The sequence below is a fragment of the Helicobacter canis genome, assembly GCF_008693005.1.
Taxonomy (GTDB): domain Bacteria; phylum Campylobacterota; class Campylobacteria; order Campylobacterales; family Helicobacteraceae; genus Helicobacter_B; species Helicobacter_B canis.
In genome coordinates this window covers 83632-99976 of the sequence record NZ_VXKE01000010.1, presented here as the reverse complement: position 1 = coordinate 99976, position 16345 = coordinate 83632, and the positions used below count along the sequence as shown (strand labels likewise).

Sequence of the window (16345 nt, the reverse complement as noted above, 5' to 3'; positions counted from 1 at the left end):
CAGACAATGACAGAAGCCCCACACTCTAGATTCCTAGATTTGATAGAAAATGCTCATACGAAGCAGGAGCTTCGCGCGCTTTTATTAAGCATAGTTTCGTATTTGTTAAAAACCCAGCTTTTAGGACGCGCTGATATTGTCTCATCTTTATCTATTTATGAGAGATTGTTTGAAAGTTTTCGCACCAAGATTCTGGGTATTTTTGAGCGGGGGGATATACTTGATTGTGCGTTTTTGTATCTTGCATTTATTGCGCCAAGCACCCTTGAGACTGATGAAAGATTTGATCCGTTTATAGAATCTGTGCAAAAGCTCTTAGAGACACAACCTAGCCAAGAAGAGTATATTATGCTTATAGAGCTTGGTGCAATTGCGAGAGTTCTAGCAAACCCATCAAGCCAGAATCTAAGTTTTTTTAATACAAATACCGATAAATACGATAAAGTAGATGAAAAAAGCTTAGATGGTGTGATGTTTTTTCTCTCGCGCATTATGTGCGCTTCTATTGATGGTCTATCAGCTGGACGCTGTGGAGAGTTTTTGCTCGAGCTTTTTTCAATACGAGATGTTGGGTTTGCGTATGTAAAGCCAGCAGTTGAGAGAGCATATATACGAGCACACTACTTCGCTCAAGCACCACTTTTAGTGCGTAATGTGTGTAATTGGCAGTTACATATTCTCTGGAATGCAAAAAATCTCTTTAACAACCGCGAGTGGTTGCGTTTGTATCCTGTGTGGAGGGAGCAGTTCTATACTGCACTAGAGCGAGTGGCACAGGCACTACGCGATATAGATGGTAGCGCTATGCCCCCTGCTCTTGCGCAATGGCTGGATCTCGCGCTATATTTGCAGTTTTTCATCTATCATATTTGTGGTAATAGTTTTAGCAAGCAAGAGCAGTGGCAGGAGTTTAATACCGAGATTTCTCAATATGCCACCCCTATTTATGCGGAGTTTGCTGCAAAGTTTTTGCCACATTTGCCTAAGCCTAGCCTAAGCACCAACAAGCGCAAAATCATTGGCATATTGCGCGATAGGATTGTAGAAAACTCACCCTTCAAGGTCGAATATAGCTTGATAAAAAATCTCCTTGCAAGCCCAGAATTTACACAGCATTACGAAATCAAAATCTATTGTATGAGCCTTATAGAAAAGTCCGAAAACAACCCACAAGCCATCGCTAAACTAGCGCAACTTGGTATAGAAACCATCGATATTGGACTTGGCTTTAATAAAGCTGGATTCTACAACTCCCACCTGCAAAAAGCCCTAGCCTTGCGCGAGATTATGCTTAAAGATGAGGTGGCTATGCTCATTAGCCCGAACAATGGCTATGGGATTAGTGATTTTCTGCTTGCAAGTAGATGTGCTAGGGTGCAGGCATTTTGGACGCACGGGAATTTTGCCTATGATATTAGCGGAATCGATGCGCGCCTAACGCATATTTGCAATAACCAAAAGCACATCACGCATAGCGGCTTTAGCTTCTATGGAATCCCGGTGCAAATGGATAGAAGTTTTTATAACCCAAAAGTGCCACAAGAGATCATTACTAACGCGCGCGCTTGCTATGTGGATTCTAGTGCGAAGCAGCCTGTGTATCTCTTTGGCGTGATTGGGCGATTGGTGAAGATCGACTCGCTCGCATATTTGCGCAGTATTTGTGCGATTTTGGAGCAGAATCCACATTGGAGCTTTTTAGCCTGTGGGCTTGGGAATGAAGGCGAGATCAAGCAAAAAATCTCACAAATCAATCCCCAGCTTCTTCCGCGCTTTTTCTTTAGCGGCTATGTGGATAGCTCGGTGTATGGGCATATTTTGGACTTTTGGGCAGATAGCTTCCCTATGGAGCAAGGGGAGAGTAGGATTGAGTATGTGGCAAAGGGGCGTGGGCTTAGTCTGCGCTACTATGAGTCAGCCAAGCAGCTAGAATCCACTTTTGCACATCAGCTTAATGAGACAAGGGGGATTATAGAAGCAATTATCGATGAGTGCGGATGTGCAAATAGTGGGGGTGAAAAAGTGGATTCTAGGGGTGAAAACTCTGCGCTATTACACAATGCCCTAGAATCCACTTTTTTCAACGATTTTGCCAGCTACAAGGAGTGTGTCTTAGGATTTGTTAGAGAAACTAGCGCGTTTAGCGAGGCAGAGTATGTGGAGAAAGCCACGCATATTATGCGCTTATGCGAGCTAGATCCTAGTGAGTATGCGAGAAAAATAGCGATACAATCCGCTATCCACGCGGTGAATAGTGAGATAAGGGCGCGACTTGGCGTGGAGTATTTTTTAGGGTTTGTTAAGGGGCATTTATAGGTGGTAGTTCCTAAACACAAAACGATAAGGAGAGAAAATGAAACCTAGACTGATTGGAGCGTTGCTTGCTTTTGCTACTTATCTTTTGCCGTTGCAAGCGGAGTGGGTGGATAGTGCTTATGAGCCTAAGCCTGAAGATGGGCTAGTCGTGCAGCTAAATTGGGTCGGGCATACGCTCAAAGATGAGAATGGAGTAGATTTCTCTCGCTTTGATCCGTGGGAGTTCCCATTTAGCTTGGCTTATGGCAGCAGCTTTGTGCAAAAGAGCATAACGCCTATTGATGAGATATTTGCTATGTCTTGGGCGCAGGATTTAGGCGCAGAAGTGAATGATAGTAGCGTGCCCTTTTGGATTTGGGCATTTTGGTCTAAGTCAAATGGGCTAATCCTAGATAGTGAAGATAAAAGCCTCTGCTATATGCCAACAGGTATTGGCTGTCTGCTACCTTATGCCAAACATTTTAAGAAAGGAGCGATAGCACAAGATAAACCAAGCCAAAGCGCGACAAAGCTTCATAAACTAGGAAAAGATGATCTTGTTTTCCCACTCTCACTAACAAGTGATGAGAAGTTTTACCAAGTGATTATATTCCCCAATGCAAAGCGCATTATGACTTCCAAGTATGTAGAAGAAGCAATGAAGCTTGCCAGAGAGATTACGCCTATCAATGCGTTTGTCCAAAGGTCTGCGATCAAGTCTCTACCCAAAGGCAGTCCGCTCGTGCGCTTTGATAGGGCATATGCTGATGTGTCGGTGTTTTTCACACCACCTAAGGTGATCAAAGTATGGCAGGAGTAAGAGCTGGCATAGCTCTGGGCTTGTGGCTCTGGCAAGCGGCTTTGAGTCAAGCTTTTGGGAGTGATTTTGCCTATGGGCGCGCATTATATGTGGGAGATAGGACATATTTTCTAGTGGATACTAAGCCAAATGCCAAAGCAGAGTCTTCTCCCACTTATATCCTGCCCAATCAAGTGCTTGTCTTAGATAAAGAGTCTGGGGAGTTTTACTGCCAAGCTAGCGACACCTGCCTAAGTAATAGCCGCTCTAGTATCATCATAAGCCCTGTGATAATCCCCACGCTTGTGGCATTAGATTCTAGCGGGGATAGTGGCTTGCCCCTGCTGTATAAACGCTACGCCTTTGGGAGTGTATCTACGCACAATGGCATAGAGATGGTGGCAGAGCGCAATGTAAGGGGACAAATAGGCATAGGAACAGGTGAAGAGATAGACAAAAAAGAGTGGGGGCTCAAAAGCTTCAATGTGTTCTATGAGCTAAGGCTTGAAGCAGGACAGAAGCTTACTTTGTATAAAACACCCCAAATTTCACAAAAGGCTTCACAAAATGTAGTGCTAGAGATACACGCCGCACCACAGCCTTATGCAACATCGCCTAGAGAGCCGCTTGCCAAAGCTAAAGCCAAAACCGCGCTGCTAGATGAGCGCGAGCGCGCGCAGATTCTAGGGGATAGGGTGTTTCTCATCGGCTATGAGAAAGGATTCTACCAAGCGGTGGTGATTGTCAATGAGTCGGTGTATTTTTGGGGGTATATTGATGAAGCAGCGATACAAGCACTACCAGCCAATGCTACCCAGCTTGCCCCAAGTGCGCTCCCAGCTTTCACAAAGACACTTTTTACTAGGCAGCCGACACTACAAGAAATGCGCCAAACCCATCAAAAGAAGATCCACACTCTGCTAAAGCCTAAGCCCAAAGATCTAGCCCAAATGCTCACTATTGCCGTAATATTTGATACAAAAAGTGGGCGCATATCGCTTGCAGATTCTGCACTTTTGCCCTATCTGCCTATAAGTCAGGAGATTGATTACTACCTAAGCCAAGCAGATCGCATAAAGCTTGCCGATAAAGCCAAGTCGCTTGGGTATCCTAGTATCAATGCCGCACTTCGTATGTATATTGATATGCCAAGTCTGTCGTATTTGCACCTTGAGCCAGAAGTCAAGCTTGTGCGACTAGAGCTAGAATCTAGCCAAAGCCTGCAAGAGCCTAGATTGTGTATCGGGGGTAATTTACGCTACAAGCGGTATTTGGAAGTTTATGCAGATAGTAAGCTAAGCCAGCTTTCTACAAGGATTGATAAGCTAGATTTAGCCTTGGGGGAGCTTGCTTTGCTCCAAACTCTGCCTAGCGCAAAATCTAGCGCAAATGCTATGTTTATTTCGTTCCGCGCTAGCCATTTACCGCCGATAAGTGGCTATATCGCTAGTGATAGTATAAGTATGTGCAAGGATACTGATAGCAGTGCGCTGCCAGATTACGCGCTTGCAAAAACAATGCTCTCCATCATAGAAAATGCAGAATTTAAGCCCATAGATTCCACTACGCACGCACTTTTTCATAACAAATCTTCAAAAGGCTATCGATACACAGGGCTAAAGAGTCTCAAGCAGACATTCGCCAAAGCTAATGCGCTAGGGCTCTCCCCACTAGAGCTTGTAAGCCTAAAACATAGCAGCATAGATAAATCCCACAAATATGGCGGCGATCGCTTTGTGTCCTATGACAGAGAGGGCTACAACTACCCAGCGCAAGCGCATATTGTATTGCTAAGTGAGCAGGAGAAGGCGACTAGAATCTTGCTCATTTATCCGCGTGAAACATATCTACTAAGCGATAATGAAGCGGTATTTATCGCTATGGGTAGCCTAGATTTTGCTAAGTAGTTTTGATGATCGGTGTGCTGTGGTTGGGAGTAGTGTGAGCAAGGTAGGTGGCTAAAGTAGATTCTAGGTGTGCTTATCTCTACTGGTCGCGTATAATTTTGTGTGTTTGAATGTGGTCTTGCACTTCCTCCTCGTGTTCCAAATACTTATCATAGCCATTATGCTCATTACTATCGTTCGCTCCTGCCACAATACTTTCTATTAGCTCTTTGAATCCCGGATTTAGCTCAACAAGCTCATCAAGCATTGAAATATCAATATCTTCTCGCCTTTTAGCTGGAAAAAGAATCTCCCATTCTTCTTTTTCTTCATTTTCTGTTGGTATGCCAAAGTTAATAACGCCAATGCCAAATCGCGCATTAAGCTTCCTTAACTCATCTTTGACAAAATCATCTATGGGATTAAATACTGCCAAGTAGCCATAGTTTGCCCAGCTGGAGTTTGACACCGCTTGGAAATATATCTTTTTCAAATCAGTAGATTTTATCTCCACTTTTAGTTCAAATGAATAGAGATTGATTTTAGGGTGATTAAATGTATTGACAAAATCAAGTGTTTGATTTTGATAGTCTTTACACACAAATTCTACACCAACAATATCAGGGTGAATCCACTCATTTTTACCTTTTCTACATTTCTTACTTTGCTCGTGATAGATTGTCTTACAAAAAAGATTGAGTTTCTCTCTAGCAAATTTCACAAATAACGGATGGAGAGAGCGTTCAAGCTGCTCTTTGCTTGCTTTGTCATTCTCATTTTCTTGTGCTTCGTTTGCTTCTTCTTCAGGGATTATGGCTTGATGTTTGCCTATGATACCAAAGAGTGTGGGAGACTTTGAAAATGCAAAAATATTGTAGGCTTTACGCCTTGTTGGTGAGTGCAAAGCAGTCGCCAAAACGGATTTTCTAGGATTTTCACTCTCTAGCTTTTTGTCTAAGCCTTTTTGCTTGGCTAGATTCCATATTTGCCCGAGCTGCAAAGGTATAGCGCAATCGTGTAGCACTTCTTGTGCTAGATGAAGATAAGTGTAAGACATAGGGATTCCTTTAGTTGTTTTGCTTGATGTTTATATAAGTATCTAATGCTGATGGATTGTGCCACGGACTTGGGCTTATATCAATAGTTTTTCCCATAAACTCAATTTGAAATTGCTCTTCTAAAACAAAAGCGCACAATGCTTCTAGCTGTTGCTTTACAAAAGCATTATTTTTGCTGTTTATCTCCGCACCTTTTTTACATTTTGCGGCTTCTGCTTTGATTGATTTTATTTTCGCATCTTTTTTGTATCGTAGATTATTTAGTAGAATCTTTCGCATAGCGGGTGTATTGGAGTAGAGCTTTGTAACTCGACCTAGCTTAAATTGATCAGTAACATAGTATGGCACAGCTCCAGAATATGCCTCTCCCAATAATCCTTGCTCCGAAGTTGGATTAAATGAGAACGCAAAAATATCGTAGCTTACGCGTCCGCCACCAATATCAAAAACTTTGAGCAAAATTGTTTGCCCTGTTTGATCTATTTGTAAAACATCGTTATTACAAAAAGTGTTGTCATTCATTCTAAAACATTCATCTGCTCCAAGGTGCATAAAGCAAATAAGCAATATCAGCATTAGCTTTTTCATTTAGATCCATCCTTGATGAGTTTTGTATATAAAGCTTGTATTTCTTGGTAATTGAAGTTGCTACGAAGCTTCTTATACTCAGTGGTTGTGTTTTTTTCATATTTTTTATAATTAGAGATTGATGAGAGTAGAGCTACTTCATTGTCGTAATATTTTAATTGTGTGTGTTTTAATTGGCAATAATGTGAAAGCTCATAGGCTTTTGCGTAGCGGAGCAGTTCTCCTCGTTCATATTTGTATTCTCTATTCACAACTTCTCTTATCAATGTAGGGCAAAACCATACTGCTTCAAGTAATTTGGCTGTTTTATCATCGAATCCAGCTTGTTTGATTTCCGAAGCTATGGTGTGGTTTTGATATTTTTTAACAATAGTTTCAATTTCTTTTGCATCAAGTTTTAATTTTTTTTGATCGCTGATTGAAGATTTTATATCCTGATACGCTTCTTTGTATTGTGTCCAACTAGCGCAGCCACTTAACAGGAATAGAGCTGAAAAGACAAATATCAAGTTATGTGTTAGTGTTTTCATCTGTTAAAAGCCTCTTTCATAGTATCCCAAAATGTTTGCTGTGTTTCAATAGCATTGTTATATCCCTCGGTTGTTCCTAGCTTTACCCCACTCTCCATAAGCTCGAAATGCTTTTTGGCTGTATGTTGATTAAGCCATTGTTTGACTTTTAATTTATTTTCACAAGTGTTTGAAGCAAGTTTTTCTGCCTTGTCATAATCCGCTTTAGTCTTTTTGTGTGTGGTTTTACTAAGAACATTGAAAGTTTCACTATACAAGCACGCTCCAAACTCATATCCTTTTGTAAGAGCTAAGCCTGTATCTCTTACAAATGCAGCTTGATTGTTGTCGCTCCCAAAGGTGAAAGCTACGATTAAGACTAGCCATAAAATAAACTTCATCTTAAACCCCTTTCTCCAAAAATTTATCCCATAGGATATATAAAAGTGCATTGTATCTTTGTAAATTTTAGTTTCTACTTAATCCTATAGGATAAATATTAGCCACGGCTATCAAGGGACTTTGGGTGATACAAAAGCTTTATGGCAACGCCACGCAAGAGGAGATTAGCGAGTTTTACAAACGCGTATCCGCTAATATTAGAATCCTGCGTGAGAAGCGCGGAGTATCCCAGCTTGACCTAGCCCTTGAGATTGGCATTAAATCCGTGGCGTTTTATTCAAATTGTGAAAATTGTCGCTATGGGAAGCATTTTAATTTAGAGCATTGCTACAAAATCGCCAAAGCCTTTGAAATTGATATTGCAGATATTTTTGCTCTATCTAAGGCTTAGAGCCAGTGGTGATAAAGTGGATTCTAGGTGTAAGATTGTGTAGCACGCTTGGGCGTGGCGTCTAGCTCCTAAGAGCTACGAGCGATAATCGGCATTGATTCTCACATAGTCATAGCTCAAATCACAGCCATACGCTTGCGCGCTTTTTTTGCCGAGTTTGCAGTCGATAAATATATGTATCTCATCTTTTTGTAAGAGTTTTTTGGCAAACTTCTCATCGATAACCTGCGCATTGCCACCGCGCATAATCTCTATCTCCCCAGCACTGCTTGCTAGCTTTACATCAACGACTTTGGGGTCAAAATCTCCCCCACTATACCCCACAGCGCATAAAATCCGCCCCCAATTTGCGTCATTGCCAAACATCGCTGCTTTTACAAGGCTTGATGCGATCACAGATTTTGCGATTTTGCGTGCGTCCTTTTTGCTTTTAGCATTTAGGCAGTGGGCGATGAGCAGCTTTGTCGCACCCTCGCCATCGCGCGCGATTTTGCGCGCAAGCGTTGTGGTGAGTAGGGAGAGAGCTTTGGCAAAAAGCGCGTAATCACTATCATCTTGTGAAGTAATGGGCGTGTTGCGCGCTCTTGCATTAGCCAGCACTAGGATCATATCATTGGTAGAAGTATCGCCATCTACGCTAATCATATTAAACGAGTCTTTCACATCTTTTTGCAAGGCTTTTTGCAAGAGCTTTTGGCTGATAGCGCAATCTGTGATGATAAAGCATAGCATTGTCGCCATATTTGGGTGGATCATACCGCTGCCTTTGGCAATCCCTGCTAGCCGCACGCGCTTGCCATTAGAGGAGATAAACTCTACTGCGGCTTCCTTTTCAAACAAATCTGTTGTCATAATCCCTTGCGCCGCGGCTTTAGCACTTGCTTTGCTGCTGGATTTGCTTTGAGCTAGGAGATTTATGCCCTTTTTGATCCTATCAAGTGGGAGCTGCACGCCTATAACTCCTGTGGAAGCAAGCAGCACGCTACTAGATTCTACCCCTAGCACTGCCCCAGCGGTGATCGCACTCTCTTTACACGCTTTTTCACCTTGTGCGCCCGTGCAGGCATTGGCATTGCCAGCATTAGCGATGATAGCGTGGAGAGGCTGCTTGAGTTTCAATGTGGCTTCATCATACTCTACGCACGCAGCACGGACTTTGTTTGTCGTGAAAACTCCCGCCCCTACGCAAGGATAGGGGCTAAAAATCAGGCTCATATCGGTGCGTTTTTTGTATTTGATCCCAGCTTGTGCGCCGCTGTATTGGAAGCTAGGCAGCGCGTTTAGCCCACTTCGCAGAATCTTTATAGATTCTAGTTTGCCTGCGTGGGCTTGTGGGCTTGTGGGAGAAGTTGTAGGTATTGTTGCCAGAGCGGCTTTGGCGGTGGCTTTTAGCAGTTTTTGTGTGGGGGTTTTGGGAGATTTTGGCATAGGGACTCCTGTTATTTGGGATTGGGGTCGTGGATTTTGTGAGAGATGTTGGCTGGGTTTAGGCTAAACTCATAGCGATTGGCGTTTGGCTTGCTAGCCCAGCCTTGCTTTTTCCAAAAGGCATTGCCGATGGTGTTTTCACTAAAGGCGATGAGAGAAATGCTAGAGATTTGCTCTTTTTTTAACGCATTTAGGGCGGCTTCCACCATTTGTGAGCCTATGCCCATTTGGCGGAAGTCTTTATGCACGCATACATGGTAGAGACTGCCATATCGCCCATCGTGTCCGCATAAAATACTGCCGATAATGCGCTCCGCGCCAGAATCGTTATCTTTTATCACGGCGACTACGCTGGTGTTGGGATTACGCGCAAGAAAGCGCGCGATACCATCTTTAGAGTCATCAATACTGCGGATATAGAATCCATCAATATGCTGCCACAGCGTGGCGACTTGCTCATAGTCATCAATGTGCATAGGACGGATAAGGAGATTTGCTAGGATACTCATCTAACTACCTTATGGGAACATCGGCGCACACTCAAGCGCGCTAGATTCTCTAAACCCGCACATAATATTCATATTCTGCACAGCCTGTCCGCTCGCACCTTTGATGAGATTATCAATGCTAGCGGTGATGATGACGCGATTGGTGCGCGTGTCGATATAGGGAGCTATGTCGATAAAATTGCTGCCCTTAACCCACCTTGTCTGCGCACTAAGCCCTTCATCTAGCACACGCACGAAATATTCGCCTTTATAGAAGTCTTTATAGACTTGGCGCAGCTCACTAGAATCTAAATTGACAAGCAAGCGCGCATAGCTTGTGGCAAGTATCCCGCGACTCATTGGCACAAGGTGTGGCGTGAAGCTTAAGACGATCGGCTCTTTGGCGATCTCGCTTAGGGCTTGCTCTATCTCTGGGGTGTGGCGATGCGTGGTAATGCTATATGCTTTGAAGTTTTCATTCACCTCGCAAAACAAGCTATCCAAAGCAGCCTTGCGCCCTGCACCTGAAGTGCCTGATTTTGCATCGATGATAATGCTATCTAGGGCGATAAGCTTATGGAAAAGCAAGGGAGCTAGGGAGAGAATGCTACAAGTAGGGTAGCAGCCCGGGTTTGCCACAAGGCGTGCGGATTTGATCTGCGCTCTATAGAGCTCGCAAAGTCCATAAACACTCTGTGCTAGTAGGGCTGGGCTGGCGTGCTTGGTGTGGTAATGCTCGGCGAAAATCTCCACATCACGCAGGCGAAAATCCGCGCTTAGGTCGATGACTTTTGTGGATTCTAGGATTTTTGGCGTAAGGATATTGGCGCAAAAGTTATGCGGCGTAGCGCAAAACAGCACATCAATTTGCTTACACATAGATTCTAGCTCGCTTGCATCGACACAGGAGAGCGGAAAGATTTGGAAGAAGTTTTGGTAGCTTTGGTGGTAGGGTTTATCGATCTGGCTTTGTGAGCCTAGCCAGGCAATTTCTACTTCTTTATGCCCTAGTAGTATGCGCACAAGCTCGTTTGCCGTGTAGCCACTTGATCCCAAAATCCCTACTTTTATCATTGCTCGCCTTTCTTCTAAGAATGCCCCATAGCCACCGCTGTAGTGGGTAGTTATAGCAAATTTTTCTACAACGCCCGCTTAATCGCACGCTTTATGTTTGCTTGCCCGCTAGGGTTTGCATAATGTCTGTAATGATAGGCTCTGCGCCATTTGTGGTGATCGTTTGGCTTAGGGCGGTAGAAATTTCTGTGAGATTACTCTCTAGCTGGGAAAGTAGAGCAAAAAACTTCGCTAAATCTAGCGCGGATTCTAGCGACTCTTTTGGGCTAGAATCTAGTGGGCTAGAATCTAGCTTGCGCAGCTCTTGCTCGGTGATCATTAGCCCAAGTCCTTGATTTGTGAAGTAGCTAGCGTTGTGGAGCTGGTGATTATTAGCAGCGTAGGGGTAGGGGATATAGATGGTGGGCAGAGATAGAGCGGCATTCTCCCAGATGCTTGAAGCTCCAGCGCGCGCTATGCAAATGTCTGCTTTGTCTAAATGCTTAATTAGGTCTTTGTCAAAGCTAAAAAGTGTGAGCCTAGGTGCGGTGCTAGGCTCTTGCGCGCTACTAGAATCTAGTCTTTTAGATTCTAGCTCGGCACTCTCCCTAGACTTTAGCAAGCTAGAATCTAGCTCCATATATGCTTGCCTAACTCGATCTAAATCTCTCTCTCCGCATTGGTGGATAATGCGTATCCCCCTTGCTAGCAGCTTTGGTGCAGCTTGTAGGGCTAGATCATTGATCGCTTTTGCACCTTGTGAGCCACCGATAAAGATAATGCTTTGAAACTCCGTGCGGATTCTGCGACTTTGCAAAGCTTCTTGCTTGATAGGATAGGGTGGGAATGGCGGGTGGAATGAGTTAAACACCGCCTTAGCAAAGGGGGCTAGCAAGGAGTTTAGCCTACCTTGGATAGCGTTTTGCTCGTGGATAAAGAGGGGCTTTCTAAGCATAATGGCTGCTAGGCTTGCAGGTCCCGCGCTAAAGCCCCCCACACTAATGACTGCCTGCACCCCGTGTCTAGCAAAAATCTTGCGCACACCCCACATCGCTCGCAGCTGGGCATAAATGCTTGCTAGCTTTTTAAAGCCCTTTTTATTGACTACGCCTGAAGTGTTGAGAAAGTAGCATTCTTGGAAAAGTGGATTCTGGGGCTTGGAGCTAGAATCCACTTTCGTGGATTCTTTATGGATTGCTTCGCCGACTGCGTCAGCTCGCAATGACGGAATTGCAGCGTTTTCACGCACAGCTCCTTTTTCTTCACGGATTCTAGGATTTGCGGTGGTGCTAGTGGGGCTTTTTATGGATTTTGGGGTGGAGCTAGACTGATGGTCTGCGGTTACCCCAAAATCCATAAAATCGCTGCTATGATTGCCCAAAGACGAATCCCCAGCGAACCACATTTGATCCTGTCCATAGAGTGAGCCAATATAAATGGCTGGGATCTCGCGCTTATGCAACTCTTGTGCTAATGCCCTAGCTATGGCTAGATGCCCGCCTGTGCCACCACCGGTGATAACAATCATTCTCTAAAACTCCTTATACAGCTTTACGCGCCTTTTTGGAGGAAGGATTTTAGCGTATCTTTGAAGCCAAAATCTGGATAGTCCATCATAGAGAGTGCGACCTGCCCAGCGACTTTGTCTTTGGTATTAAAAATGAGCGGTGCTAGGAAATTCACCATTGATTCTTCTAAATCTCTTTGCAAGATGACAATGCAATACACCAGCACGCTAGAGTCTCTATCAAGCCCTAGGAGCATTTCTATATAGCGTGGGATTGTGAAGCTATACTCACGCAAAGAGTAGGGATTAACCAGCATCATCTCAAGGCTTTTGTCATCGCTTGCAATTTTGGCGAAATACTCATCTAGCCTTGTAAGCTCCACACTTGTAATATGCTCAAACCCCAAAATAGGGGCTTTTATTTGATATGTCATAGAAACTCCTTAAGTGTGATAGTGGCTGAATATTAAGCAAAAGCTATGCCAAAAGCACCTATAATAACCGCTTATTGCAAGCAAATGTCGCTTAAGGAGCTGCTATGGTTGTGGTAATCACTGGGGCATCATCTGGATTTGGTAGGGCGTGTGCGGTCGCATTTGTGGCTAGGGGGGCGAAGGTCATCGCCACAGCGCGCAGAGAGCAGGAGCTATTAGACTTGCAGCGAGAGCTTGGGGCAGAGTCTTGTGCGATTGTAGTGTGCGATGTGGTGGATACTTGTGCTTTGAGCAAGGGGATTTCTAGCGCGCTTAAGGGCTTTGGGCTTGGGGGTGATGGCGAGAGTGAGCTTAGTGGGATTGATGTGCTTGTCAATAATGCTGGGCTAGCTCTTGGACTAGAGCCTGCAAATGCGTGCAAGATAGAAGATTGGGAGCAGATGATTAGTGTCAATATCCTAGCATTAGTGCGGCTTACACATAGAGTTTTGCCTGCTATGGTGGCGCGCAAAAAGGGGCATATCATCAATATGGGCTCAATTGCTGGGAGCTATCCATATCCGGGCAGTAGTGTCTATGGCGCGAGCAAGGCATTTGTGAAGCAATTTAGTCTAAATCTGCGCGCGGATTTGTATGACAAAAATATCCGCGTAAGCGATATTGAGCCCGGGTTAGCCGGTGGGAGTGAGTTTTCTCTCGTGCGTTTTAAAGGTGATAAGGCGCGCGCAGATTCTGTCTATGCTGGCACGACACCCCTTAGCCCAGAAGATGTGGCTCAAGCGGTATGCTTTGTGGCGTATTTACCAGAGCATATCAATATCAATCGCCTAGAGATGATGCCAACCACCCAAGCCCCCGCCGCGCTTAATGTGCATAAAAGGAGTGAAGCGTGAGTGTGAAAGCTGGGGTAGAGTATAGGAAGTTTTCATTTGTAGAGACTATTATTATCCGCTGGAAGACGCGATCGCTTGGGGCAGATATTGATGCGCTTATTTTGATTGTAAGTGTGCTAGTGTATATGGGGCGCAATGCCCTAGAGCAGCAGCTAGAGAGAGCGCGCGAGATTATCCAAGAGCGCGTGCGGCTTAATGCTATGGCACATATTATCTTTGAGCGTGCGCAGGTGGAAATCGCGCGCTATATGGCTGATGAAGAGCTCTATATAAAAGCGCGAAACAAGATGTTTGAAGAAATCATACATAATATCCAGCTTTATGGGATTGTGCTTGATATGCTACCCGGTGAAGCCAATGCTTCAAAGCTGCAAATTGTGCGCTCTGTGATCCAAAAAGCCTATGATGAAGAGTTTATGCTTAATAGTGAAGCCAAGCGACTCCTAGAAGCCCAAGAAAAAACCAACGCAAGCCTAAGAGAAGCCGATAAGTGATACGCGCTCTCTAGGTGGCAAATGTCAAAATCTCTCCGCATTTATCTATAAGGCTAGAATCCACTATGTCTTGCGCATAGACCTTGATGCTGTGGGTGCGATAGGTGGCATAGATTTGGGCGACTTCTTGCGTGAAGTCGCTTTGCTCTGGGGAATTGTGCGTGAAAAGTGGTGGCTCTATGCAGAGCTTTGCTTTAGAATCTAGCCGTGCGTAAATAAGCACGAGCTTTGCGCGCTTGGATTGTAGCGGATAGACTAGGCGCAGGGTTTCACAAGTAAAGCTCTCTTGCTTTAGGGCTTCTAGCACGCGTGCTATCTCACTTGCTTGGAAGCAAAACACCAGCGCACCACGAGGGGTTAAAAGCTTTTTGCTCTGGTGTATCCACGCTTGCAAGGGGAGCTGGCTCTCATAGCGCGCTTGGCGTAGAAATTCATTGGTAGATTTAAGCGTGCCATCGTGGTAAAAAGGAGGGTTTGATAGCAGTAGGTCAAACTTTGGGCTAGATTTTGGCTGTGGCGTGTGGGGGTGGATTTTGGGGCTTTGGGCTAGATTCTCTTGGCTAGGCATTGATGCAAGTAGGTTTAATGCGTGCTGTGGCGTGGCTTTATCTAAAAAGTCTGCGCAAAGCACTTGGCAGGAGCCTTTAGGCTTGCTTGGCTCGCTATTTGTGTGCGGGTTAAATTGTGTGTTAAATGGGGCGGTTTTGGCATTGATAGCAGCAAGTAGGGCGACTTTGGGCTGGCACTCTATGGCAACGACTTTGGCGTGGAAATAGTGCGCACACATAATGCCTAAAATCCCACACCCTGCCCCCATATCTAGGATATTTTTTGGCGTGTTTTTGCAAAATTGTGCAGCAAAGTCAAGCAGCAGCAAGCTATCGCTATTATAGGCATAGCCATCGGCTAGCTGGTAGAATCTTAGAGCTTTAGCCATAGAAGTAGATCTCTATCAAGCTTGGTTGTATGGAGAATCCTAAAGGACATATTGCCCAAGCTTTGAGTAAAAGCTTGGGGTGATTGCTGGGGCTTGGTGGTTGCAGAGAGATGCAGAAGCAAGAGCGGTGGAGCTTTGAGCAAGGAGCAGATGTGAGTAAAGAGCTGCAAGCTCCCCTCTATAATATGAAATCCTTTGGGTAGATTTTGTAGAGTTTTATCATCATAAGTGCGCACTGACCTAGAATCTATATGAAAAAGTGGGATACTTGTATCAATATCCTTATGCGTAAAAATGCCCACATCTGGCACACGCGTGTTGGCATAAGGTGGCGTGGCATAGCGGGTGTCAAGCTTTGGTCTATCGCTGCGCGCGGTTGCCCCGGAGATAATGATACTTTGGGCTATGGCGCGTTGATTGTGTGTAAAAATGCGCGATAAATCCCCAGAGATTTGCCCGTTTTTATAGCTACCATCAAGCCTAGAGGCGAGCTTAAACACGACAAATTGCCCACATTCCCTTAAGCATAGAAATGGATAGAGTAGATCTTGCGCGCGCTTTTGCAGAGGCTTGTTTGCGATAAATTCTACTGCTATGCCTGCTTGTTGTAGCATTTTGCTACCATTAGCACTCTCTCCCCATATATCACGCGCAAGTATGCACACCTTTTTGGGGCAGATTTGTGCGATAAGCTGGGCGCAAGGCGGAGTTTTGCCAAAGTGGTTGCAAGGCTCTAGAGTGAGCAGGAGTGTCTTATCTTGGAAGAAGCCGTTGTGGTGGGTGCTAATGAAAGCGTGGATTGCTTGAGAGTGAGAGGGCAAGTCTTCTAGGGCTAGGTGTGCAAATTTTTGATGGCTTGCTTGGAAGCTTTGCCATAGTGGGGCGAGTGCTTGGAGCAAGATGGCGCGATTAGATTCTAGGCTAGAATCTAGCTTTATTTGATTCTTTTGCGCATATATCCTAGCATAAGCCCAAAAAACTGCTAGAACTTCAGCGTGTGGTAATCCAGCCTTTTGGTGAGACTCTAGGCTTAAAATTTCTCCATTTTCATCATAAATCATAGCGGCGACAGCGGGGTTTGGTAGGGTTAGCGTTTGATACTCCCACGCTTTATCTAGGCATCGCTCTAGTAGGATTTCATCGATTTGCACATATTTCTCCGCCCTATAAATGCGGTATTCTA

The 16345-nt window shown here is 44.7% G+C and carries 17 protein-coding genes and 1 pseudogene; 6 read left to right on the top strand and 12 right to left on the bottom strand.

Annotated features, from left to right (window positions below):
• Positions 1–6 precede the first annotated feature (6 nt).
• From F4V45_RS03725 to F4V45_RS03715, 3 genes are read left to right on the top strand one after another with little or no spacing between them, the layout of a single operon-like run.
• Positions 7–2316, top strand: coding sequence for a glycosyltransferase family protein (locus F4V45_RS03725; RefSeq protein WP_150337125.1), 2310 nt, complete (start codon positions 7–9; stop codon positions 2314–2316).
• Between the two features lie 37 nt (positions 2317–2353).
• On the top strand, positions 2354–3115 hold the full coding sequence (locus F4V45_RS03720) for a hypothetical protein (protein WP_150337124.1): 762 nt from the start codon (positions 2354–2356) through the stop codon (positions 3113–3115).
• Positions 3103–5001: a hypothetical protein gene (locus tag F4V45_RS03715; RefSeq protein WP_150337123.1), complete on the top strand. Its 1899-nt coding sequence runs from the start codon at positions 3103–3105 to the stop codon at positions 4999–5001. Before F4V45_RS03720 ends, F4V45_RS03715 begins: the two co-directional genes overlap by 13 nt.
• Positions 5002–5080: 79 nt before the next feature.
• Here the strand turns inward: F4V45_RS03715 and F4V45_RS03710 are convergent, their stop codons facing one another.
• Genes F4V45_RS03710 through F4V45_RS03695 form a run of 4 tightly spaced genes read right to left on the bottom strand, consistent with a single transcriptional unit; the run spans position 5081 to position 7536 of the window.
• The gene (locus F4V45_RS03710) at positions 5081–6037 is read right to left on the bottom strand and encodes an HrgA protein (protein WP_150337122.1); all 957 of its coding nucleotides are present in this window, start codon (positions 6035–6037) and stop codon (positions 5081–5083) included.
• A 10-nt stretch (positions 6038–6047) separates the two neighbouring features.
• A complete protein-coding gene (locus F4V45_RS03705; protein WP_150337121.1) occupies positions 6048–6626 on the bottom strand; it encodes a hypothetical protein in 579 nt (192 codons plus the stop codon).
• A complete protein-coding gene (locus F4V45_RS03700; RefSeq protein ID WP_150337120.1) occupies positions 6623–7156 on the bottom strand; it encodes a hypothetical protein in 534 nt (177 codons plus the stop codon). The genes F4V45_RS03705 and F4V45_RS03700 overlap by 4 nt, the downstream gene beginning before the upstream one ends.
• Positions 7153–7536: a hypothetical protein gene (locus F4V45_RS03695; RefSeq protein WP_150337119.1), complete on the bottom strand. Its 384-nt coding sequence runs from the start codon at positions 7534–7536 to the stop codon at positions 7153–7155. Before F4V45_RS03695 ends, F4V45_RS03700 begins: the two co-directional genes overlap by 4 nt.
• Before the next feature lie 128 nt (positions 7537–7664).
• Between F4V45_RS03695 and F4V45_RS03690 the strand changes: the two genes are divergently transcribed.
• Complete coding sequence (locus tag F4V45_RS03690) at positions 7665–7928, top strand: helix-turn-helix transcriptional regulator (RefSeq protein ID WP_150337145.1); 264 nt, start codon at positions 7665–7667, stop codon at positions 7926–7928.
• Between the two features lie 75 nt (positions 7929–8003).
• On the opposite strand, the gene argJ is transcribed toward F4V45_RS03690, so the two are convergent.
• The 6 genes and pseudogenes from argJ to fliW all read right to left on the bottom strand — a co-directional run bounded on the left by argJ (position 8004) and on the right by fliW (position 12838).
• Positions 8004–9356, bottom strand: coding sequence for a bifunctional ornithine acetyltransferase/N-acetylglutamate synthase (gene argJ / locus F4V45_RS03685; protein WP_210670685.1), 1353 nt, complete (start codon positions 9354–9356; stop codon positions 8004–8006).
• Between the two features lie 11 nt (positions 9357–9367).
• The gene (locus tag F4V45_RS03680) at positions 9368–9865 is read right to left on the bottom strand and encodes a GNAT family N-acetyltransferase (RefSeq protein WP_150337118.1); all 498 of its coding nucleotides are present in this window, start codon (positions 9863–9865) and stop codon (positions 9368–9370) included.
• A gap of 9 nt (positions 9866–9874) precedes the next feature.
• Entirely contained in the window at positions 9875–10918 is a 1044-nt protein-coding gene (argC, locus tag F4V45_RS03675) for an N-acetyl-gamma-glutamyl-phosphate reductase (protein WP_150337117.1), read from the bottom strand.
• A gap of 91 nt (positions 10919–11009) precedes the next feature.
• The gene (locus F4V45_RS03670; RefSeq protein WP_246144992.1) at positions 11010–12254 is read right to left on the bottom strand and encodes a UDP-N-acetylglucosamine--N-acetylmuramyl-(pentapeptide) pyrophosphoryl-undecaprenol N-acetylglucosamine transferase; all 1245 of its coding nucleotides are present in this window, start codon (positions 12252–12254) and stop codon (positions 11010–11012) included.
• A 39-nt stretch (positions 12255–12293) separates the two neighbouring features.
• A pseudogene (locus F4V45_RS09700) lies at positions 12294–12425 on the bottom strand (glycosyltransferase); the annotation flags it as partial.
• Between the two features lie 23 nt (positions 12426–12448).
• Positions 12449–12838 carry a flagellar assembly protein FliW gene (fliW, locus tag F4V45_RS03665; RefSeq protein ID WP_023929660.1) on the bottom strand — a complete coding sequence of 130 codons (390 nt, stop codon included), beginning with the start codon at positions 12836–12838 and terminating at the stop codon, positions 12449–12451.
• Between the two features lie 104 nt (positions 12839–12942).
• Between fliW and F4V45_RS03660 the strand changes: the two genes are divergently transcribed.
• Both F4V45_RS03660 and F4V45_RS03655 read left to right on the top strand, forming a co-directional pair.
• Entirely contained in the window at positions 12943–13731 is a 789-nt protein-coding gene (locus F4V45_RS03660; protein WP_150337115.1) for an SDR family NAD(P)-dependent oxidoreductase, read from the top strand.
• Entirely contained in the window at positions 13728–14225 is a 498-nt protein-coding gene (locus F4V45_RS03655; protein ID WP_150337114.1) for a hypothetical protein, read from the top strand. The genes F4V45_RS03660 and F4V45_RS03655 overlap by 4 nt, the downstream gene beginning before the upstream one ends.
• A gap of 10 nt (positions 14226–14235) precedes the next feature.
• Here F4V45_RS03655 and F4V45_RS03650 read toward each other — a convergent pair whose 3' ends face one another.
• Positions 14236–15162 carry a tRNA1(Val) (adenine(37)-N6)-methyltransferase gene (locus F4V45_RS03650; RefSeq protein ID WP_150337113.1) on the bottom strand — a complete coding sequence of 309 codons (927 nt, stop codon included), beginning with the start codon at positions 15160–15162 and terminating at the stop codon, positions 14236–14238.
• Entirely contained in the window at positions 15147–16313 is a 1167-nt protein-coding gene (ribD, locus tag F4V45_RS03645; RefSeq protein WP_170235154.1) for a bifunctional diaminohydroxyphosphoribosylaminopyrimidine deaminase/5-amino-6-(5-phosphoribosylamino)uracil reductase RibD, read from the bottom strand. Before ribD ends, F4V45_RS03650 begins: the two co-directional genes overlap by 16 nt.
• Positions 16314–16345 lie beyond the last annotated feature (32 nt).